The organism is Micromonospora sp. NPDC049139 (genome assembly GCF_055586845.1).
Window position 1 is genome coordinate 1 of sequence record NZ_JBVJHK010000042.1, and the last position, 22,136, is coordinate 22,136.

Below are 22,136 nucleotides of genomic sequence, written 5' to 3' on the forward strand. Positions count from 1 at the left end.
CGGATTCACGATCTGCTGCGGGAGCGGGTCCGGGTCGCTCGCGGCCGCCGCGAGAGCCCGTCGGCGGTGGTCCTGGACTCGCAGAGCGTGAAGACCTCCAGCAACGTCGGCGAGGGCAGCCAGGGCATCGACGCGGCGAAGAAGATCAAGGGACGCAAGCGGCACATCGCCACCGCCTCGGACTGCTCCTCACTGTGATCGTCACCGCCGCGTCGGTGCAGGACTCCACCGCCGGCCGGCACCTGCTCACCAGCGTGTCCGCGGACCATCCGACTGTGGTCAAGGCGTGGGTCGACGGTGGCTACAACACCGCCGTACGGGCGCACGGCGCCCGGCTGGGAATCGACGTCGAGCGGGTGCCCCGTCCTGCCGGGAAGGGCTTCCACGTCCAGCCCCGACGGTGGGTCGTGGAACGGACCTTCGGTTGGCTGATGCAGCACAGACGACTCGTCCGTGACTACGAGACCCTCCCGCAACGCACCCGGGCGATGATCCATTGGGCAATGGCTAACACAATGAGCCGCTATCTCACCGGAGAATCCACCCCAACCTGGCGAAACGAAACCACCTAATCGGACCAACCTCACCAAGCGAGATCAGATGCCCTCTAAGAGTTCCTAACAAAATGATCTTCGGGTCTTTCGTCCCTTGTAGAGGGTGATCTACGATGTCGGGCCGTGAGGCGTGGCGAGCAGCCGCCGTGGATCGTGCCGGACGGGCTGTGGCAGCGCATCGAGCCGTTGCTGCCCAAACCTGAGCGCAACCCGCGGCACCCGGGACGCAAGCGGATCCCGGACCGGCAGGTACTTTGCGGGATCCTGTTCGTGCTGCACACCGGCATCCAGTGGGAGTTCGGCGGTGATCCGTGGCGCTCCGTACGTGCCGTCGTGAGCGGTGTGCACCGCCCGGATCCGGCCCACCAGGGCCACGTCCGCGGCATCACGGGCGGTCCGCGCTTCCGCGGCCGAGCGCCAGTAGTAGAAGCTCGAGCGGGACACCCCGATGATCTGACACAACCGCTTCACGCCGAAGCGCTGCTGATGGTCGGCGACGAACTGGAAGCGGTTCACCAGCGCGTCTCCCCGGCGAAATACCGGGCCGCCTCCCGCAGAATGTCCCGTTCCTCCTCCAACTCCCGGACCCGCCGCCGCAACGGCGCGTTCTCGTCCTCCACGGAGCCGGCCGCCGGCGGCGCCGCCGGCCCGGCCGTCGCACCCCGACGCCGATCATCGGCGCGGACCCAACTGCGCAACGTCTCCCGATTGACCCCGAGATCGTCAGCGATCTGCGCGATCGTCGCCCCAGGCCGAGACCGGTACAACGCGACCGCGTCGGCCTTGAACTCGGCGGGGTAGTGCTTCATCACCATCTGTCAGGGACTCCTGATCTCCCCGGACCATCACGATCCAAGGTTCAAGTGTCCAGGACCAGGGGGCAACTCCCAGGGGCGCCGGAGGCGACGCCTTGGGTGAACGGGTTGTCCGCGAAGGGGGTCGGCCCAGGCTGGTGCCGAGGAGAGCCGGCGATGGCGGCCGCGCGATCTGCTCCGGCCGCGCCCGTGAGGCCACGGAATGCGCGTCGATGGAGACCGGGCATGCGACGGTCTCTTCAAGAGGGTCCAAGATCACCTTGGATGCTTGGGACCGAGGTCGCCGCTGAGGGCCGTACGGCGGCCGTCGGCGCACGGGTGCACACATCAGATCCCGGCCGGCATCGCGACGGATCGGCGGGTCGGCCGCGTCAGAAGCCGAAGTGAGTTAACGATTTCCCGGGAGCGCCGACTTCTTCTGGCGCGGCCGACACCCGTACTCATCAGGCGATACGCCAACATGCCAGCGCGCGTGCTCGGGCCCGGTAGGGAAAGACGCCGAGGGATCGGTCTTGATTCGGAAATCGATTGCTGGAACAGTGGCGCCATGAAGGTTGCGGCCGTCCTGGGCGTAGACATCGGCACATCGAGCAGCAAGGGTGTCCTCGTCGACGCCGGCGGCCGGGTTCTCCGCTCGGCGACCCGCGCGCACGAGGTGAGCCGCCCGCGACCGGGCTGGGTGGAGATGGACGCGGACGTCTGGTGGCAGGAGTTCGTCGCGCTCAGCCGTGAGCTCCTCGCACCCGGCGACGCCGACGTCGTCGGGGTGGGGGTGAGCGGCATGGGTCCGTGTGTGCTGCTCACGGACGCCGCGAACGCCCCGCTGCGCCCGGCCATCTTGTACGGCGTCGACACCCGCTCGACCCAGCAGATCGCGCGACTGACCGAGCGGTATGGCGCAGCGGAGATCCTCCGGCGGTGCGGCTCGGCACTGTCCAGCCAGGCGGCGGGCGCCAAGGTGGCCTGGGTGGCCGACAACGAACCGGAGCTCTTCGCCCGAGCCCGGCGGCTCTTTATGCCCAGTTCGTGGCTCGCGTGGAAGCTCACCGACCACTACGTGCTCGATCAGCACTCCGCGAGCCAGTGCACACCGCTCTACGACACAGAGGGCCAGGACTGGTACACGCCGTGGGCCACGGAGATCGCACCCGATCTGGTCCTGCCGCCGCTGCGCTGGCCCGGCGAGGTGGCCGGGACGGTGACGGCGCGCGCGGCGGCAGAGGCCGGCCTGCCGGCGGGCGTCCAGGTCGTCACGGGCACCATCGACGCCTGGTCGGAGGCGATCAGCGTGGGTGCCCAGGGTGTTGGCGACCTGATGCTGATGTACGGCACCACGATGTTCCTCATCCACACGGTCACCGCCCGCCTCACGAACCCGTCGCTGTGGGGCACGGTTGGCGCCTTGCCCGGGACGCGGAACCTTGCCGGCGGCCTGGCCACCTCGGGCGCGATCACGGCCTGGCTGCGCGAGCTGTTCGGCTCAACCGGCTATCCCGAGCTGCTCCGGCTGGCCGAGGTCTCCGGCCCGGGCGCGAAGGGGCTGCTCATGCTCCCGTACTTCGCGGGCGAGCGCACCCCCATCCTGGATCCGCGGGCCCGTGGCATCGTCGCCGGCCTCACCGTCTCGCACACCCGCGGTGACCTGTACCGCGCCGCGCTCGAGGCGACCGCTCTCGGCGTACGCCACAACATCGAGACGATCGAGGAGAGCGGTGGTGCCATCCGGCGGGTCGTGGCGGTCGGCGGCGGCACCCAGGGCGGACTGTGGACCCAGATCGTCTCCGACGTCACCGGACGTCCCCAGGTCATCCCGTCGCAGACCATCGGCGCGAGCTACGGAGCTGCGTTCCTCGCCGCGCGGACCGGGTGGCCCGTCTCGATTGAGGCGTGGAACCCCGTCAAGGAGATCCGGCAGCCCCGGGCGGAGCTGGCCGCCGACTACGACGAGCTCTACGGGCTGTACCGGGAGCTGTACACGAGTTCCAAGCGGGTCGCGCACGCACTCGCTGCACGTCAGGACCGTCTCCTGGCCGCCGGCCCGCCGGCGGCCAGCGCCACCCCACGCACCGAAGGAGTCGCCCCATGACCAGTTACCCGCTGCCCGTGCTGACCGACCCGCCCGCGGCGGCGCCCGGCACCGTCTACACCGTGGCCAGTGGCGACCTCCGACCCAGGGCGAACATCACATGCTGGCCCACCCAGCAGCAGCTCGAGGCCGACCTCACGACCGCGGTCAACGCGCTCGGCTGGAAGGTCGAGCGTGGCCACGCGTTCGACCCGGACAAGGGCCACGGTTTTCTCGACAGCCAGCGGGCCGGCATCGAGGTCTTCAAGCGCATCCCGGTCAACGCACCGCTCATCGTGGTCGAGGCGGTCTGGCAGTACAGCCACCACGTCCTGGCCGGGCTGCGCAGCCACCGAGGCCCGATCCTCATCGTGGCCAACTGGAGCGGCGAGTTCCCGGGCCTGGTCGGCCTGCTCAATCTCACGGCGAGCCTCACCAAGGCGGGCGTGCGGCACTCCGCGCTGTGGAGCCGGGACTTCACCGACGACTGGGCGGCCCACGGCCTGCGCACCTGGCTGGAGACCGGCGAGCTGCGCCACGACACCAGCCACGTGCGCGATCTGCCCGCCCTGCCGGACGACCCCGAGGTCGAGCTCGGCCGCGCCCTGGCTGCCCAGCTGGTCCGGGAGAAGGCCATCATCGGCGTGTTCGACGAGGGTTGCATGGGGATGTACAACGCGATCTTCGATGACGAGCTGATCAACCCGCTGGGCATCTACAAGGAACGGTTGTCGCAGAGCGCGCTGGTCGCCGAGATGTCACGGGTCCCCGACGGGGAGGCCCACGCGGTCCGCCGGTGGCTCGACGAGGCCGGGATGACCTTCCACACCGGCACCGACGAGGCGACCGAACTCACCGACGCCCAGCTGACGAGCCAGTTCAAGATGTACATCGCCGCCCTGCGCATCGCGGACGACTTCGGCCTGGACGCCGTCGGCATCCAGTACCAGCAGGGCCTGAAGGACACCGTCCCGGCCAGCGACCTCGCCGAAGGGCTGCTCAACAACGTCCAGCGGCCACCGGTGCTCAGCCGCGACGGCAGCCGGGAGCTCTACGCGGGCGCGCCGCTGCCGCACTTCAACGAGGTCGACGAGGGCGTCGCCGTCGACTCGCTCGTCACCAACCGCATCTGGACCGCCATGGGCCTCGACCCGGCCACCACACTGCACGACATCCGGTGGGGGGAGCGGTACGGCGACGACTTCGTCTGGGTGTTCGAGATCTCCGGTTCGGTGCCGGCGTCCCACAACGGCGGGTACGACAAGTCGTACAGCATGCGGCAGCCGCCGATGTACTTCCCGCTCGGCGGCGGCACGCTGAGCGGGGTCTCCAAGCCGGGAGAGATCGTCTGGTCCCGGGTGTTCATCATGGACGGCGGGCTGCACGTCGACCTCGGCCGCGCGACCGTCGTCGAACTTCCGGAGGAGGAGACCCGGCGCCGGCTGAACGCCACGAACCCGCAGTGGCCGATCATGCATGCCGTGCTGCACGGGGTCGGCCGCGATCAGCTGATGGCCCGCCACAAGGCCAACCACGTCAACGTCGCCTACGCGCCGGACGCGGAGACCGCTGACCGGGCGCTGCGGGCGAAGGCCGCCATGTTCGCCGAACTCGGCGTACAGGTGCACCTCTGCGGCGACGTCAACCTCTGAGTACCCGCTTGGCGACCCGGCCGGTCGTGGGACCCGGCCAGGTCGCCGAGCCGGAGTGTGGCCACCCTTCGGCCGAGGCGCCGGGGTGGTGATGACGGGTCGGGGGAGCCTGAGGTTGGGGCAGGCTCCCCGGTTTCCCCGCGTCCGCGTATCGGCGAACGGTCAGCTCCGGCGGGTGGAACTGTCGCGTATCTGAAGCCCGGTGCTGAGCGTGACGGTCGACGGCGGCCGCGACGGGTTGGCGATCCGCTCGGTGAGCAGCACGGCGGCGGCGCGTCCGAGATCGTACGTCGGCTGGGAGACGGTGCTCAGCGACGGCCGGACCAGGTGTGCCCACGGGATGTCGTCGAATCCGACCACCCCGACCTCGTGCGGCACCCGGATGCCGCGGTCGACGAGACATTCGACGGCACCCACAGTCATCAGGTTGTTCGTGGCGAAGACGCTGTCGGGCGGGTTCTCGCTGTCGAGCAGCGAGGCCATCGCCCGGTAGCCGCCCTCCTCGCGGAAGTCCGCGTACCGCACGAGGGCATCGGTCACCTCCCGCCCGCGCGCCCGCAGCGCGCGCTGGTAGCCCCGGAGCCGCTGGGCCGCCGTGGAGATTCGGCGGGGGCCGGTGATGCAGGCGACCCGCTTGTAGCCGTTGTCGATCAGGTGCGTGGTCGCCAGCTCCGCCCCGTGCACGTTGTCGACGAGCACCGTGTCGATGGTGACGCCGCGCAGCTGGCGGTCGATCGCCACGACCGGGATACGGGCCTCGACGAGCCGGTTGATCACCGTCGAGCGGCCCGACGTGGAGATGATGACGCCGGCCATCCGCTCGCCGAGGGCCGCCGCGATGTACCGGGACTCCTTCTCCGGATCCTCGTCGGTGTTGCACAGGACCACGGAGTAGCCGGCGCTCTGCGCGACGTCCTCGACCCCGCGCACCATGGAGGTGAAGAAGGGGTTGCCGATGTCGGAGATGATGACCGCCCAGAGGCTGGTTTGGCTCAGGCGCAGGTTACGGGCGACGGCGTTGGGACGGTAGTCGAGGTCCCGCATCGCCTGGTGCACGCGCGCGGCCATGGCTGGATCGACGGTGGTACGCCCATTCAGCACCCGCGAGACCGTCGCGGGCGAGACCTGAGCCTGCCGTGCCACGTCGTAGATCGTCGCCATTCGCCTCCATCCGGTGAATTCCTATGATGACGAGCCCGAGAACGAGTGCGCGCTCCCGCACCGTCGCCGGTGCGGGGACTGGGCATCCTACGGACGAAAAATGACGGTATTGTCACGGGCTTTCCGTGCCGGCGCTCACCACGCGCCGTGACGAGCGCCGACACGTTCAGCCGTTGAGCATCACCTGGAGGGCATCGCCCCGACCGACCACGACCTCGGCGGCCAAGGTAACGAGGAAACGCCCGTCCCGGCACGACCAGTCACGCACGGGCAGCGTGCTATTGCGCAGGCGTACCGTCACCCGTGCCGGGGAACGCGTCACCGCCAGAGCGACGCTGGACACCCGGAGGCGGCCGTACCGGACCTCGACCGTACCGGTGAGGTGCTCGCCGTGGCGCTCCTGCCGGAAGAGGCCCCATCCTTCCGCCGCGGTGAACGCGGCGGCGAACCTGTCGGGGCTGATCCGGGGCGCGAACCCGATGTGTCCGCGGGGGCCGTGGTACTCGAACCCGCAGGCCGCGAGGTAGACGCCGTGGCTGGCCATGGCCCGGGCGTAGTGGTCGCCGCACTCGATCTCGTTGTACGGGTTGCGCTTGCCGGCGGCGTACCGTTCGTGCAACGCCCGGGTGAGCGTGAGCCCTTCCTCGACCAGGCCCTCCTGGAGCATGTGCGCCGCGACCTGGTACTCCTGGCCGGTCCACACCTCGTTGAAGTACATCGCGGCCCAACTCGCCGGGGTCCCGGCCGCGCTGTCGGCGCCACCGCGCGGCCAGGTGGTCATCAGCATGCCGTACTCGTGGTCCATCGCGAACCAGCGGCCGCCCGGGATGACGCTGCCATCCCGGTAGGCGGCGTGGTCGGGGGTGAAGTTGTACCGGTAGAGGCTCTTCAGGGCGCTGACGGCTTGCTCCGCGGGTACGACACGGGGGAGCCCGAGCTGACCGGCGAGGCTCTGCCCGAAGAGTTGGTCGATGTGGCACCCCCGATTGCTGTTGATCACGTCGGCGTGGGCCGGATCGACCTCCTGGATGAAGTACTCGCCGTTGAAGAGTTCCGCGGACAGGTACCGGCTGCCGGAATCGGCGAGGGTCCGGCACCGGTCGGCGAACTCGGCCTGGCCCAGCTCGTCGGCCATCGCCGCGCCCGCTCGCAAGGCCGCGACGTACATGCCCGTGATCCAGGCGATGTGGCCGTACCAGGTGGTGTCGAGCGTGTTCGGCTGCGGACCGTCGAGCGTGCCGTCCGGGCCTGCGTCGTGTTCCGTGATCCATTCCAGCGCGCGCCGCAGCCGGGACCAGTTCGCCCGAAGGTAGGTGCCGTCCGGCGCGGTCAGGTGTTCCCGATAGCAGCGCAGGATCGTCCCGCACTGACCGTCGGTGGCCCAGGCCATGTCTGCCTCGGCGCGGTTGCCGATCTGGCCCGTGTCCGGGTGGAAGCCGATGCCGAGATCCACCCTGCTGCGGGTGTCACGTTCCAGTTGGGGGAAGAGCCGGGCGATCGACTGGGCGTAGTTCCACACGTGTTCGCAGGTGCCCGGGCAGCAGTACACGCCCTCCCACCCGTAGAACCGTCCGTCGTCGAACAGGTAGCAGGTGTTGGTGGCGAGGGTCGAGGCGGGGGCCAGGGTGCGTTCCAGGAACCAGTGCGGCAGGGTGGCGTCGGCGTACCAGGTTTTCACCCAAGCGCGGGTGTCGGCCTCCAGCCGGTCGAGGTCCCGGGCGACGTGTTCCACCACGGCCCGGGCATCGGCGAACCGAGTCGCGTAGTGCCGGCGCAGGCTGTCCGAGCCGCGCAGGAAGCTGAGCGAGACACGGTCCGGCACGGGGAAGTGCCAGCCGAGCACGAATCGCACCGTGCGACTCTGGCCGGGCGCGAGCCGGACCGCGACGCTAACCGACCCGGTCTGCCCGGATAGTGAGCCGTCCACCTCCGCGGGGCCGGCCTCCGCCACGAACACGTCGTCGAGGGTATCCCACCAGGCCAGCGACGGACGCGCCACCGCCCGGCCGTCCAGCGCGGCGAGGACGAGCGTGCCGTTGTCGGGCACCTGGTCCAGCGGCCGCGCGTCCGTCGTCACGTCGCTGAACACGATCCGGTCGACGTTGACGTGCCCCCACCCGCCGGTGTCCGAGTCCACGATCTCGATGACCGCGGTGCGGCCCTGGTACGCGGACACGTTCATCGTGGCCACGCTGACCGGTTCCGCGTCGCGGCCGGCGACGCTGGCCTCCAGCGCGCCATCCACCAGGAGGTTCACGCAGGTGCTGCCGCGGTGGCTCCCGCCGCCCACGGCCACGTTGACGTAGCGCCGCTCGACGGTGAACGGCCGGCTCGTCAGCTTGCCGGTGGCGGCATCGGCACGGCCCGAGTCCCCGCCGGACCCGCGGAAGTCGTGCGACGTCGCGAACCGCTGCCCCGACGCGCCGAGATCGCCGAACCAGTTCATGTAGTCCGGCACCTCGGAGACCAGCACCGGGCCGCTGCCGAACGCGGTGCCGTCGACGGTCCAGCCCTCGTAGGTGTCCCGCTCCCAGTCCTCGAACACGATGTCGGGCCGCGGCGCGGCGTCGGTGAAGACGATCCGGTCGCAGTTGAGGTGGCCCCAGGCCCCGCCGTGGTCGTCGACGATCTCGATGACGGCGGACCGCCCCTCGTGCGCGGCCACGTCCAGGAAGACGGGCCGCATCACCTCGGTGTCCTGCCCGGTGGCCGTGGCGACGACCGTCCCGTCGACCACCACGTTGACGCAGGTCTGTCCCGGGTGGTTGCCGCCACCCAGGGACAGCCGGATGGATTTGCGAGTGACGGTGAACGGGTCGCTGACGAGCCTGCCGGTGGGCGCGTCGGCTCGGCCGATGTCGCCGGCGGCGCCACGGAAGTCGTGTGACGTCACGAGCCGTTGCCCGGTCGCGTTGAGCGGGCCGCCGCGCTTCATGTAGTCCGGGATCTCGGAGACCAGCACCGGGCCGGTGCCGAAGGCGGTGCCCTCGACGGTCCAGCCGTCGTAGGTGTCCCGCTCCCAGTCCTCGAAGACGACGTCGGGGCGGTCGGGCGTTTCGGTCTGCTCCGCGGCCGAGAACCGGACACCGCGCAGCGACCGGTCGCCGAACGCCGTCGACCGCAGGGTGATGCCGCGCTGCGTCCTGGTGTCCAGGCAGGCGGGATTCTCGACGTAGCCGAGCAGGGTGGCGTCCACCGTTCGGTGCGACGTGTTGCGCAGCGTGTACGCCAGCACGGTCGCCGGCAGCGTCGAGTCCGCGACCGACAGCGGTACGAACGGTGAGAACGCCTCCAGGGTCACATCGACCGGGGTGTCGGCGGCTCGGTACCGGACCGTGCCGATGGGGTACTGCCCCGTGAAACGCACCTGGTCGAAGCCGGTCGCGTCGAGGGCGCGGGTCTGGACCCGTCCGGCCGACCGGGTCCGCAGCGCGAAGCCGTGCCGGACGGGTGAGGTGGGCTGTCGCGGGTTCGCGTACCCGACGTCCGTGGTGCCGGCCGCCGGCCGGTTGAAGATGTCCCAGTTCCACAGCCGCCCGTCGCCGCCGAGGTACAGCTGGCCGGTGGCGCCGCCGCCGACCGGCATGCCGAGCCAGCGGAGGTCGGTGCCCTCGTAGGTGGTCGGCTCGCCCCGGCCGTGCAGCGCCGTGGACCAGTCGGATGGCAGCGCCTTGTCGACCGGTACGGCGATCAGCCGGTCCTCGGGTACGCCCAGGGCGGTGGCGGCTTCGGCCCGGGAGCCGGCGAGCACGGTGCCGGCGGCGACCCCGAGGGAGAGAGTGAGGAGTTGTCGGCGGTTCGGGCGGCAGGCGTTGCCGGGACAGCACTGGTCGTACGACTGGTCTGTCATGGGTGCTCCTGACGGTCAGGCCGGTGCGGCCGGGAGACGGTGCACGGGGCGGGGGTAGGACGGCGCGAAGGCGTTCGCCGGGCCGGGGCGGGCGGCGGCGCCGGCCGCGAGGTCGGCGTCGTAGGCGGCGGCCCGTACAAGGGATTCGAGGTCCTCCGGTGTGCAGGTGGCGCGGACGTTGACCAGCACGGTGGCGCGGGCCACCGGCGGCTCGTCCCGCCCGGTGGGCTCCTGCCGCGGCGGCTCACCGGCGGCCACGACGCTCATGCGGATCAACCCGGCGGGCGACTCGACCGCGATTTTGGCGTGACCGATGACGTCTCCCCGCCGGGCGCAGGCTGCGGAGAGCGATTCGAGGGCGACGTGTGCCCAGCGTCGCGTGGAGAACCCGCCGTCGGCCGAGACCTGCCATACCTGGTTGAGCCAGCTCAGTCGCGCCTCCGCCGCGGCGTAGCGGTCGTAGTCGACGTCCACGTCCACGTCCGGGACGCGCCGCGGCCCATTGATCCACCGCGCGACGAGCTCGTCGACGTGCTCGCCGAGACTCGCGCTGTAGCCGAGGACGTCGGCGTCGGGGTGGACGCGGCGGATCTGGTCGAGGAGCGCGTCGAACTCGACGCGGGGCAGGGTGTCGGACTTGTTGACCGCGATGAGGTTCGCCTCGGCGAGCTGGCGGTCGAACAGGTAGCCGAGGTCGCCGTCGAGCACGCCGACGCGCGCCGGATCGACGATCGTGGTGAGGGGAGCGAGTGTGAGGCGGTCGCCGTAGCGAGCCCGCAGGGGGCGGACGACCGTTGCCTGCAGGTCGGTGCAGCTGCCGACGGCCTCGGCCAGGATGGTGTCGGCCTGCCCGGTGTCGAGCAGGTTCGTCAGGAGGTCGGCGAGGCACTCGAAACGGCAGCAGAAGCAGCCGTCGGTCACCTCGCCGACGTCGGGCACCGCGTCCCGGGCCAGTTGGGTGTCGACCAGGTCGCTGCCCTGATCGTTGGTGATGATCGCGACCCGGCCGCCGCGTGCGGTGAGCAGCCGTCCGGCGGCCAGCATGGTGGTGGTCTTGCCGGCGCCGAGGAATCCGGTGAGGACAACGAGTCGGGGCACGGTTGCCCCCTCCCAGCGTGCCGCGGGGGCCGCGGTGCGCACTCGTGAACGAGAAATCGTTTGCTCGGTTCTGATCGAGGACCATAGAAGCGGCGGGTGAGGCTGTCAACGGCGGAGCCCCGCCGACCTCCTCGTCCACACCGAAGGATTGACCGTCGCGCATCGGCTGCCTAACCTGTTCGCAACTGCAGCGAGAAATCGATTCCTTGTCTGCCGCAGGCCCGCCCCACCCACCGATGTGGAAGGCGACTCATGACACCACCCACCACTCGTGCACCACGTACCTCGCCCAGGCGGCTGCTCGGTGCCGCCGTCGCGGCGACCCTCATCGCCGGCTTGGCTGTCGTCGGTCTCACCGCATCGGCCTCGGCCTCCACCGGCCCGACCACAAACGGCCCCGTCGGCTGGGACGTCTACCGCCGACTCGACCGGCTCCCGGAACTCGCCGACGGATCCCGGGCCTACCAGTTCTCCAGCTTCGACCGCAGCGGCGGCAACGACGACGGCTTCTCCGGCCGGTACTCGTGCCTGCGCATCAGCGCCGAAGGCTGCGTCATCGCCGAGGCGACCGGCGCCGGCGAGATCGACTCCATCTGGTTCACACGCGACGAGGGTAACGTCTCCGCCACGGGCACCATCAAGGTCGTCCTCGATGGAAAGACCGTGCTCGAGGCCAAGCTCCAGGATGTCGTGGACGGCAAGCTCGGTGCTCCCTTCGTCTACCCGGTGGTCGCCAACGCGGCGCAGAGCTCCGGTGGCGTCTACATCAAGGCGCCCATGACGTACCGCAGCTCGATGCGGGTCACCACCGAGAAGAACCCGATCTTCTACCACGTCACCTACCGGAAGTTCACCACGCCGGACGGCGTCCGCACCTTCGACCCCACCGACCGGGCCGCGGACGTCATCGCGCAGCTCAAGGCCGCCGGCACCCGCGACCCCAAGCCCGCCCAGCCGGGCGCCACGACGGCCAAGCGCACCTTCGCCGTCCCTGCGGGCGATCGGGCGACCCTCGCCAGTGGCGTGGGCCCCGGCGCGATCACCACACTCCAGCTGACCATCCCGCAGCTCGTCGGCGCGCCCGCGCCGATCGCCGACGACGGTCGCGCCTTCGGCGTTGGCGGCGGCAGCGAATTTACCGCCGCCGTCGACCCGGCCAACACCGGCGTACGGCTCACTCGCCGGCTCGACCCGCACGTCGGGCACCAGCGAGCGCGCATCCTGGTCGACGGCGTACCGGTCGCCGAGTGGCCCGCCAACGACCCAGTGCCGTTCGGCACCTGGCTAGACCAAACCGTCGAGCTGCCAGTGAGCGCCACGGCCGGCAAGACGAAGCTGACCATCCGCAACGAGTTCGTCTCATCCGACCTCGACGTCAACGAGTTCACGTACTGGGTCGACAGCCTCGTCTCCGGCACCGCGAAGCGCACCGACACGGTCGACCTGGGCGCGGCGCACACCGACGCCGAGGCAGCACACGGCTACCGGATCACCGCGCAGACCTGGCAGGGCAGCAACACCTTCTCCTACCCGGCCGACGACGAGCGCAAGGCGGCCGTCGCCGCGTCCGACGCGGTGCTGCGTGACACCCGCCTGCGCATCTCGTTCGACGGAAGAACCACAGTGGACGCCCCGCTCGGCGAGTTCTTCGGCACCGGCCTCGGGCTGCACTCCGTCCGGTCCCTGATGTTCGGCGTCGACCCGGCGACCGCGACGCTCTCGGCCTGGTGGCCGATGCCCTACCTGTCGCGCTGGACGATCGAGTTGCACAACGGGGCCGACGTGGCGATCAAGCCGTCGGTGGCCACGGTGACCACGGCGCCATCCGCCCGCTGGGCGGCGGCCCTGCGGCCGACCGGCGACACCGGCTACTTCCAGGCGACCGCGACCAGCGCCGACACCACGCCCGGAGCGGACCACCTCTTCCTCGACGTCGCGGCGCGGGGGAAGTTGGTGGGGGTCACCCACACCATGGAGGGGCACATCCGCGCCGGCAACCAGCGGAACTACCTGGAGGGTGACGAGCGCGTCTACGTGGACGGCGCGCAGAGCCCGAGCATCCACGGCACCGGCACTGAGGACTTCTACGAGAGCGGCTGGTACTTCAACCACGGCACGTTCTCCGCGCCGATGAACGGCAACCCTGCCCATGAGGTCGCCGACTACGGCTGCCAGTACGACTGCACAGGGGCGTACCGGCTCATGCTCGCGGAGTCGGTGGCGTTCTCGACCGGACTGCGGTTCGGCATCGAGCACGGCCCGGGCGACCAGGACCCGGCCCGGTACGGCTCCACCGCGTACTGGTACGGCCAGGACACCGTCGGGCAGCGCTGGACGGACACGGTCGACGTGGGCGACACCGCCAGCGAGGCGGCCCACCAGTACGCCTCGGGCGGTGACCGGACGGTGCTCACGGCGACCTTCGAGGGCGACGACGGCGCACCCCGACCGGTGACCGACGACGTCCGAGCCTCCGCCGACCCGATCCGGTTCCGGGTGGCCCTCGACGATGACAACACTGGCGCGGTCCTGCGCCGGGTCGGCGACCAGTCGGCCGGGTACCAGTCCGTGGCGGTCCAGGTCGACGGGCGCGACGCCGGCACCTGGTCGCAGCCGCTGGCCAACGCGTCGCACCGGTGGCTGGAGGACGAGTACCGGCTCCCGGCCGCGCTCACCCGGGGCAGGGACGCGGTGACCGTCACCCTGACGCCGACCGCCGGCGCCCCGGCCTGGTCCGCGGCCCGGTACGCGGCGCTCAGCCTGGTCACCCCGTTCACCGACCAGCAGCGGCCGGAGGCGGTCAGCGGGCTCACCGCGACCAGCGGCACGACCAACGCCGTGACGGTGGCCTGGCAGCCGGCCCGCGACGACGTCTATGCCCCCGGGTACGAGGTGTTCGCCTCCCGTGAGGCGGGCTTCACGCCCGGGCCGGGCAACCGGGTCGGCACCACGACCCGCCCGAGCTTCGAGCACGCGGGTCTGGGGCTGCGCGAGACCTGGTACTACCGGGTGCGCGCGGTGGACGCGGCCGGCAACGCGGGGCCGTACTCGCCGGCCGTCTCGGCCAGCACCGGCGACACGATGCGGATCGAGGGCGAATCGCTCCTGCCCGCGCTCAGCGCCGACGCGCCGGCGGACGTGCAGGGCGACTGCTGCGGCATCCACTGGTCGCAGAGCGCGCAGCTGTGGTTCCACGCGAATGGACCGAACCAGAGCGTCACCGTCAACTTCACCGTGCCCACCACCGGGACCTACGACCTGCGCCTCGTGCAGACGCTCGCCCGGGACTACGGCACCAACACGGTGGCGATCGACGGTGCCCAGGTCGGGCAGGCCTTCGACGCCTACCACTCGCCGGAGGTGGTGGTGAGCGACCCGCTCGACTACGGCCAGCGGGAGCTGACGGCGGGCCGGCACACGCTCACGCTCACCGTGACCGGCAAGGCCGCCGCGTCGGTCGGCTACCTGGCCGGGCTCGACTACGTCGAGGCGCGGCTCGTCTCGTGACCGACCGGAGCCGCCGGGTCCATATCGGACCCGGCGGCTCCGGCCCCACCCGCAGCAGACCCGCAGACGACCCACGAGGTGCCGCATGACAGAAAGCCCGCTGGTCCGGATGACCGGCATCGGCAAGCGGTTCGGCGGTGTGCACGCCTGCCGCGACATCGACCTCACCGTCCGAGCGGGTGAGGTGCACGCGCTGCTCGGCGAGAACGGCGCCGGCAAGTCGACCCTGATCAACATTCTCTCCGGCGTGATCACCGAGTACGACGGCGCCATCGAGGTCGAGGGGCGGCGGGTGCGCTTCGGCGGCCCGGCTGACGCCCAACGCGCCGGCATCGCCACGATCCACCAGGAGCTCGACCTGGTGGCCGGGCTCTCCATCGCGGAGAACATGTTTCTCGGCCGCGAGCCGCGCACCCGGATGGGAACCGTCGACATCCGGCGGATGCGCCGTCAGGCCACGGACTATCTGCGCACGCTCGGCGCCGACCTCGACCCGCGGCGGCTCGTCGGGTCGTTGCGCGTCGGCGAGCAGCAACTGGTCGAGATCGGCCGGGCGCTGTCGCTGGACGCGCGGGTGCTGATCATGGACGAGCCGACCGCCGCGCTGGCGGACGCCGAGGTCGAACGCCTCTTCGCGACGATCGCGGAGCTGCGCCGGGCCGGCGTCGGCATCGTCTACATCTCGCACCGGATGGCGGAGATCGAGGTCGTGGCGGACCGGGTCACCGTGCTGCGCAACGGCAGCGTCGCGGGCAGCGTCGACCCGAAGACCGCCTCCCGCGACGACATCATCCAGCTGATGGTCGGCCGGTCGGTCGACGCGCTCTACGGGGAGGGGCGCAACGAGCCCGGGGACGTACTGCTCGACGTCCGCGGACTCGCCGTGACGCCACGCCGGCCGATACCCGGGCGGACCGAGCCGGCCGGGGTGGACCTCACGGTCCGCTCCGGCGAGATCGTCGGCCTCGCCGGTCTGATGGGCGCGGGCCGTACCGAACTGCTCGAGACGCTTTTCGGCGCCGGCGCCTCCGGCCCCCGCGACGGCCAGATGACGATCGACGGCCGCCCGTACCGCCCGCACGGCCCACGGTCGGCCCTGGCGCGCGGGGTGGCGTTCGTCCCCGAGGACCGGCGTGGCGCCGGACTGATGCTCGAACACTCGGTGACCGACAACGTCGTGCTCTCCGCGTTGTCGTCGCTGACGACGCTCGGCCTCGTACGCCGGCAGGCGGTGAAGCGGACGGTAAACGGACAGCTCAGGGCCCTGGCGGTTAAGGCGGCCTCGCCCGCGGTCGCCACCGCCACGCTCTCGGGCGGCAACCAGCAGAAGGTCGTGTTCGCCAAGCAACTGCTGACGCGACCGCGGTTGCTGCTGCTCGACGAGCCGACCAGAGGCGTCGACATCGGGGCCAAGGCCGAGATCTACCGGCTGCTGCACCAACTCGCCGACACCGGCATGGCCATCCTGCTCGCCTCGTCCGAGCTGCCGGAGCTGCTCAGCCTCTGTGACCGGGTGGTCGTCCTGCACCGCGGTCGCACCGTGGCCGCGCTGCCCCGCGCGTCCGCCACCCAACAAGCGATCCTCGCCGCGGCCAACGGGGACGATGCCAAGGAGGCCCGATGAACCCGCCCAGCCCCACCGCCGTCGCCGAAGCGCCGCCCGAGACACCGCCCCGCCGCCGGCTGATCCGGCTGCCGCGGGACCGGCACGCGATCTTCGACAGCTTCTTCCGGTTCCAGAGCCTGTTCGGCCTGGTCGCCGTCTTCGTCATCGCGATCGCCGTGTCGCCCGTTCGCAACGGCGAGAACGTCTTCCTCAGTTCCGGGAACCTGGCCAACATCGTCCGGGCGGTCTCGGAGATCGGCATCATCGCGGTGGGGATGACGTTCGTGATCCTGATCGGCGGGATCGACCTCTCCGTCGGGGCGGTGCTCGGGCTCGCCGCGGTCGGGTCGGCCACCCTGATGGTCGACAGCGGCATGGGCATCCTGCCGACGGTCCTGATCGTGCTGTTCATCGGCGCCGCGTTCGGCGCAACCCAGGGGGCGATCGTCGCCCGGCTCGGCATCCAGTCGTTCATCGTCACCCTCGCCGGCCTCCAGGCGGCCCGGGGCATCGCCCGGATGTGGTCCGGCGGGCTGGGCATCCCCATCGCCTACGGCGACGGGCCGCAGGAGGCCCCAGAGGCGTTCTCGATGCTGAGCGGGTCGATCAACGGGATCCTCCCGGTGCCGGCGCTGCTGTTCCTCGCCATCGGCGTCGGCGCGCTGTTGGTGCTGCGCACCACGGCCTTCGCCCGCCACGTGTACGCCATCGGCGGCAACGAGAAAGCCGCCCGGCTCTCCGGCGTGCCGGTGCGCCGCGTCCGCATCACCGTCTTCGCGATCGCCGGCCTGCTCGCCGCCCTGGCCGGGATCATCCACGCCGGGCAGCTCAACCAGGGCAGCCCGAACGACGGCGCCGGCTACGAGCTGGACGCGATCGCGGCCGTGGTCATCGGCGGGACGAGCCTCGCCGGTGGCAGTGGATCCATGGGCGGCACCATCGCCGGCGCCCTGCTGCTCGGGATTCTCAACAACATCCTCGCTCTCAACAACATCGACGCGAACGTGCAGCTGGTCGTCAAGGGCCTGGTCATCGTGGCTGCCGCCGCGTTGCAGAAGCTGCGTCCCCGCATCGCCTGACCCACCACCAAACGGAGGAAACCATGCGTTACACCCGAAGAGCCGCCACGATCCTGGCACTGGCCGCGCTCGTCGCCACCTCGGCGTGTAGCGTCGAGGACGACCCGGGCAGCAGCTCCGACGCCTCGGCGAAGTGCGGCAGCGGCAAAGAATTCCTGATCGGCATGTCCCAGGCCAACAACGCCGAGCCGTACCGGCAGGTCATGAACGACGACGTCACCAACGCCGCGAAGTCCGTGCCCGGTTTCAAGGTGGTCGTCTCGGACGCGGCTCAGGACAACAGCAAGCAGGTGGCCGACGTGGAGAACTTCCTCTCTCAGAGCATCAACCTGCTGATCATCTCCCCGAACGAGGCGAAGCCGCTGACCGCGGTGGTCAAGAAGGCGTACGACCAGGGGATCCCGGTCATCGTTCTGGACCGCAAGGTCGAGGGTGACGTGTACACGGCCTTCATCGGTGGCGACAACGTCGCGATCGGCCGGGCGGCGGGGGAGTACTACGCGAAGACGCTGCTGCCGCAGGGCGGCAAGGTCGTGGAGATCTCCGGCCTGCCGGGCTCCACACCGGCGGCCGAGCGCGCCCAGGGCTTCCGGCAGGGCATCGCCAGCAACCCGAGGATCGAGATCGTGGCGAGCCAGACCGCCGAGTGGTTGCGGGAGAAGGGCCAGAGCGTCATGGATGCGATGCTCAAGGCGAATCCCGACATCGACGCGGTGTACGCGCACAACGACCCGATGGCCGAGGGTGCCTACCTGGCGGCGAAGGCGGCCGGCAAGGAGACCGCGATCAAGTTCACCGGGATCGACGCGCTGCCCGTCCCATCGGGCGGCATCAAGGCCGTCGAGCAGGGCCGCCTCCAGGCGACGTTCCAGTACCCGACCGGTGGCCGTGAGGCAATCGACATGGCCAAGAAGATCCTCGTCGACTGCGCGAAGGACGTCCCGAAGACGACCACGCTCGGCACCATGCAGATCACCAAGGAGAACGCCGCGGAGGCCTACACCACGCTCGGCGGCAAGCAGTAGAGCTTTGGCCCGGGTCCGCCGCCGCAGGCATGCGGCGGACCCGCGCCGGCCGCGCGCACGTCCGGGTCACCACCACGCCACCGTAGAGCTCTGGAGGAACGCATGCCCCGCCCACCGTCCCGCGTCGGCCGGCTGTCCGCGCTGCTCGCCCTCGCCCTGGGACTGATCGTGGCCCCGGCGCCGGCCCATGCCGCCGATACCGCCGAGCTGAGCAACCAGCCGTACGAGAACCAGTCCGTCCAGGTCACCGCCGGCGAGTTCGTTAACGTGTACGACCCCAGCGTCGGCGAGAACGAGCGCTGGTACTACAACGACCACACAATGGTGCGTGACCGCGCGACGGGTCTGTGGCACGTCTTCGCGATCACCCACGCCGAGCCGGCCAACCCGTTGGACGAGAAGTTCTTCGGCCATGCCACGGCGCCGTCGCCCCGTGGCCCCTGGACGAAGCATCCGTTCGCCCTTGAGGCCGACCCGAGCGCGGGGGAGACGCACATCTGGGCGCCGTATGTGCTGTTTCACGGCGGCACCTACTACATGTTCTACGCGGGCGGCACCGCCGACCACGAGGCGTACCGGATGCACCTCGCCACGTCGAAGGACCTGACGACCTGGACGCGGCACCCGGGCAACCCGCTCTTCACCGACGGCTTCGACGGTCGGGACCCAATGGTGACCTGGGTCGGCGACCAGTGGGTCATGTACTACACCGCCAACAGCACTCCGGCCGGTGGCCACCACATTGTCGCCTACCGCACGAGCCACGACCTCGTGCACTGGAGCGACCGGCGGACGGCCTTCGAGCACCCGGCCACCGGCACCTTCGGCGGGCCGACCGAGTCGCCGTTTGTGGTGCACCGCGGCGGTTCGTGGTATCTCTTCGTCTGCTGTGAGAGCGGCTACCAGGACACCCGCGTGTACCGTAGCGAGGACCCGTTCCACTTCACCGTCGACCAGCTCGCCGGCCGGATTGAGGCGCACGCCGCCGAGGTGGTCAAGGACGACTCCGGCACCGGCCGGTGGTACGTCACGGGCGCCGGCTGGGGTCAGGGCGGGCTCTGGCTGGCGCCGCTGAACTGGCGTACACCGGTGGTGACGAAGGGGCGGCTCGTCAGCACGCCCTACTACCGGGCGGTCGTGCAGACCGTGCCCGAGTCCCGGCTAGTCTCCTACGAGGCCGACCCGACCGGCCGAGGCGCGTACCGGCCCGTGACGGACTCGTCGTTCCGTTCCACAGCGCCCTACCTCGCGGTCGGGACCTTCGGGCCCACCGACACGGCGGGCGCCGCCCGGAACGTGACGGTGTCGGCCGACGGCACGGACGTTCTTCTGGCCGGCATCCCGCTCGGCGACGAGCCGGTGACCGTCGACTGGCGCTTCCGGTTCGCACGGACCACGATGGACGTCGACCTCGCCTGGCATGTGACCGGTCCGACCAGCGCGCCGGTCTGGGAAGCCGCCTGGAACGTCGACTCGACCCTGCCCCGGCTCGCGGACCCGGCCGGCGCCGATCGCGACGGGGACGCGGCGGGCTTCACCCGGTGGGCGCTCGCCACGGACGACACGACCACGCTGGCGGTCGCGTACCGGGACGGGTCGGCCTGGAGCGAGGACAACCGGTGGTTCAACCGGCCGAGCGGCTCGATCGCCTGGCAGCCCCTGTGGCAGCCGGGCGGGCGGTCACTGCTGGTCGGCGACCTCGCGGGCGGGACCTGGCGCATCGGCGTGAGCGGCGCGCCCGCCGACACCGGGTTCGCAGAGTCCCTGGCCGCCTCGCTCAACGGCGCGGCGTAGCCTCCGGTCACGCGGGCCGGCCACAGGAGGAGGTGGTCGGCCCCCAGGAGTCGGCGCTATCGACGCCAAGGTCTGCACCATCGAGTCCCAAGGGGCGTCTCGGAGGCCGCCTACGTGATCCCCGGGCCGCTTCGACCAGTTGCAGGCGCGATCTGTCGCCGACAGCGCGTCGGAGACGACCGGATCTGCCGATGTTAGTGCGGAGTGGAAGGTTGGTTGATCGGCAGTATCAGGCCGTCCCGGCAACGCCGTACGCGGCGAGCCATACCCGTATGGCTTGGTCGGCCCAGCGGTGCAGATCGGCCTCGTCGTGGCGCTCACGGACCGCGAACGTCGCCTCGTTGAGTGGGATCGACAGGATCAGGTAGTTCAGGTGCTGTGCCGCCAGCAGCGGGTCCGGTGCGTGGACCAGCCCGCGCTCGGCGAGCCGGGCGATGGCGCGGGCGAGGGTCGCGGCGCCGCGTTCGGGTGCGCTCCGATGCCAGGTGCGGGCCAGTTCGGGGAACCGGACGGCCTCGCCGATGATCATGCGCCGCAGGTGGATCAAGTGGGGTTGCGTGACGGTGCTGACATGTTCGCGGGCGAAAGCACGCAGGTCGCGGGCCAGGTCGCGGGACTCGGCCAGTGATTCGGTCAGCGGTAAACCTGAGCGCTCCGCTTCAGCGATCGCGTTGGTGAAGACGGCCTCGAAGAGCGCCTGCTTGTCGGCGAAGTGCGCGTAGAGCGTGACTTTCGAGGCTGCTGCGCGAGCGGCGATCCGGTCCATGCTTGTACCCCGGTAGCCGTGTTCCAGGAACTCCGCCAGGGCAGCATCGAGAATCGCCTGACGCTTCTGCTCTTTCCGCACCCCTCAACTGTACTATACCGTTCAGTTCATGGAGGCTGTCATTACGTCCCGGGACGGGACCCGCATCGCATACGAGCAGCAGGGCTCCGGCCCGACGCTCATCCTCATCGACGCCGCCGGACACTTCCGCGCCAACAGTCCACTGGGTGAACTCGCCGCCCTGCTGGCCGAGGACTTCACCGTCGTCCGGTATGACCGCCGCGGCCGTGGCGCCAGCACCGACACCCCGCCATACGCCCCCGCACGCGAGGTGGAAGACCTAGCGGCGCTGATCGACACGGTCGGCGGGCCGGCGACGCTCTACGGTTACTCGTCCGGCTGCCTGGTCGCGCTGCACGCGGCTGCAGCCGGCCTGGCCGTACGTCGTCTGGCCTTGCTTGAGCCGCCGATCGAGCCCGCAAGCGACAATCCAGAGCAACGAGCGTTCACCGCTCAACTGCGGCGCCTCACCGGCGCGGACGCGGTGGAGTTCTTCCTGACCAGCATCGGTGTGCCCGCCGAGACCCTTGCCGGCATGCGGGACACGCCGCACTGGTCCGCCATGGTCACCGTCGCATCCACGCTGGCGTACGACAGCATGTTCAGCGAAACCATCGACGCGGACCTGCTTCGACACGTCACGGCACCGACGCTGGTACTGAACAGCGCGGGCAGCACCACCGATCTGACTCACATGGCAACGGTCGTAACGGAGTTGCTTCCCCAGGCCGTTCACCGCAGCCTGCCCGGCGAGTGGCACGGCGTGTCTGCGGGCACCCTGGCCCCGGTGCTCAGCGAATTCCTTCGCTGAGGCCGAGGGGCGACCCACGGAAGAAGCCGTCCGAGTGGTTAACGCGGGAACGACGGAAGCGCGGCGCCACCATCCGGATCTGCCGCGATCCGCGCGCAGCTGATGATCGCGGTTGCGTCGGTCGCCGTTAGAAACTTGCGGTGGTCTCGGGGCGTCACCCCGGCGGGCTGTGATCCGTACCGACAAAGGCAGCACCCATAAGAGCGCGTCTCAGGTGGCGGTTGGCTGACCTTGGTGGTAGATCATCTCTACTGTGGATGAACGGTTGGTTCACCAGTGGGTGCCGGATGAGT

General features: G+C 70.4%; 13 protein-coding genes and 2 pseudogenes. 10 read left to right on the forward strand and 5 right to left on the reverse strand.

The window, feature by feature from the left end; all coding sequences use genetic code 11:
- Both ACZ6Q9_RS33525 and ACZ6Q9_RS33530 read left to right on the forward strand, forming a co-directional pair.
- Nucleotides 1-572 (forward strand): transposase (locus ACZ6Q9_RS33525; protein WP_396831312.1); only part of this gene is annotated, 572 nt, incomplete at its 5' end.
- A gap of 132 nt (nt 573-704) precedes the next feature.
- Nucleotides 705-848 (forward strand): annotated as a pseudogene (locus tag ACZ6Q9_RS33530) (transposase); the annotation flags it as partial.
- Here ACZ6Q9_RS33530 and ACZ6Q9_RS33535 read toward each other — a convergent pair.
- A pseudogene (locus ACZ6Q9_RS33535) lies at nt 828-1,369 on the reverse strand (transposase); the annotation flags it as partial. The pseudogenes ACZ6Q9_RS33530 and ACZ6Q9_RS33535 sit on opposite strands and share 21 nt — an antisense overlap.
- A gap of 547 nt (nt 1,370-1,916) precedes the next feature.
- Here ACZ6Q9_RS33535 and ACZ6Q9_RS33540 point away from each other — a divergent pair.
- Together ACZ6Q9_RS33540 and ACZ6Q9_RS33545 are read left to right on the forward strand one after the other, a co-directional pair.
- Nucleotides 1,917-3,455, forward strand: coding sequence for an FGGY-family carbohydrate kinase (locus ACZ6Q9_RS33540; RefSeq protein ID WP_396831310.1), 1,539 nt, complete (start codon nt 1,917-1,919; stop codon nt 3,453-3,455).
- The gene (locus tag ACZ6Q9_RS33545) at nt 3,452-5,086 is read left to right on the forward strand and encodes a fucose isomerase (RefSeq protein WP_393270256.1); all 1,635 of its coding nucleotides are present in this window, start codon (nt 3,452-3,454) and stop codon (nt 5,084-5,086) included. Before ACZ6Q9_RS33540 ends, ACZ6Q9_RS33545 begins: the two co-directional genes overlap by 4 nt.
- A 162-nt stretch (nt 5,087-5,248) precedes the next feature.
- On the opposite strand, the gene ACZ6Q9_RS33550 is transcribed toward ACZ6Q9_RS33545, so the two are convergent.
- The 3 genes from ACZ6Q9_RS33550 to ACZ6Q9_RS33560 all read right to left on the reverse strand — a co-directional run bounded on the left by ACZ6Q9_RS33550 (nt 5,249) and on the right by ACZ6Q9_RS33560 (nt 11,195).
- Nucleotides 5,249-6,247 carry a LacI family DNA-binding transcriptional regulator gene (locus ACZ6Q9_RS33550; protein WP_393270253.1) on the reverse strand — a complete coding sequence of 333 codons (999 nt, stop codon included), beginning with the start codon at nt 6,245-6,247 and terminating at the stop codon, nt 5,249-5,251.
- A gap of 166 nt (nt 6,248-6,413) precedes the next feature.
- Complete coding sequence (locus ACZ6Q9_RS33555) at nt 6,414-10,097, reverse strand: GH116 family glycosyl hydrolase (RefSeq protein WP_396831307.1); 3,684 nt, start codon at nt 10,095-10,097, stop codon at nt 6,414-6,416.
- Between the two features lie 15 nt (nt 10,098-10,112).
- The gene (locus ACZ6Q9_RS33560; RefSeq protein ID WP_396831305.1) at nt 10,113-11,195 is read right to left on the reverse strand and encodes a GTP-binding protein; all 1,083 of its coding nucleotides are present in this window, start codon (nt 11,193-11,195) and stop codon (nt 10,113-10,115) included.
- A 336-nt stretch (nt 11,196-11,531) separates the two neighbouring features.
- Here ACZ6Q9_RS33560 and ACZ6Q9_RS33565 point away from each other — a divergent pair, with 336 nt between their 5' ends.
- The 5 genes from ACZ6Q9_RS33565 (at nt 11,532) to ACZ6Q9_RS33585 (ending at nt 20,206) form a co-directional block, all read left to right on the forward strand.
- Nucleotides 11,532-14,702 carry a DUF2961 domain-containing protein gene (locus ACZ6Q9_RS33565; protein ID WP_396831304.1) on the forward strand — a complete coding sequence of 1,057 codons (3,171 nt, stop codon included), beginning with the start codon at nt 11,532-11,534 and terminating at the stop codon, nt 14,700-14,702.
- Nucleotides 14,703-14,787: 85 nt separating this feature from the next.
- Nucleotides 14,788-16,326, forward strand: coding sequence for a sugar ABC transporter ATP-binding protein (locus ACZ6Q9_RS33570; RefSeq protein WP_396831302.1), 1,539 nt, complete (start codon nt 14,788-14,790; stop codon nt 16,324-16,326).
- Nucleotides 16,323-17,387, forward strand: coding sequence for an ABC transporter permease (locus ACZ6Q9_RS33575; protein ID WP_393270242.1), 1,065 nt, complete (start codon nt 16,323-16,325; stop codon nt 17,385-17,387). The genes ACZ6Q9_RS33570 and ACZ6Q9_RS33575 overlap by 4 nt, the downstream gene beginning before the upstream one ends.
- Nucleotides 17,388-17,410: 23 nt before the next feature.
- Nucleotides 17,411-18,412 (forward strand): substrate-binding domain-containing protein, encoded by a 1,002-nt coding sequence (locus ACZ6Q9_RS33580; protein WP_393460821.1) that lies wholly within the window; start codon nt 17,411-17,413, stop codon nt 18,410-18,412.
- 102 nt (nt 18,413-18,514) lie between these two features.
- Complete coding sequence (locus tag ACZ6Q9_RS33585) at nt 18,515-20,206, forward strand: family 43 glycosylhydrolase (RefSeq protein ID WP_396831300.1); 1,692 nt, start codon at nt 18,515-18,517, stop codon at nt 20,204-20,206.
- A gap of 229 nt (nt 20,207-20,435) precedes the next feature.
- Here the strand turns inward: ACZ6Q9_RS33585 and ACZ6Q9_RS33590 are convergent, their stop codons facing one another.
- A complete protein-coding gene (locus ACZ6Q9_RS33590) occupies nt 20,436-21,053 on the reverse strand; it encodes a TetR/AcrR family transcriptional regulator (RefSeq protein ID WP_396831298.1) in 618 nt (205 codons plus the stop codon).
- Between the two features lie 28 nt (nt 21,054-21,081).
- Here ACZ6Q9_RS33590 and ACZ6Q9_RS33595 point away from each other — a divergent pair, with 28 nt between their 5' ends.
- Nucleotides 21,082-21,843 carry an alpha/beta fold hydrolase gene (locus tag ACZ6Q9_RS33595; protein ID WP_396831297.1) on the forward strand — a complete coding sequence of 254 codons (762 nt, stop codon included), beginning with the start codon at nt 21,082-21,084 and terminating at the stop codon, nt 21,841-21,843.
- The last annotated feature ends 293 nt before the right edge of the window (nt 21,844-22,136 follow it).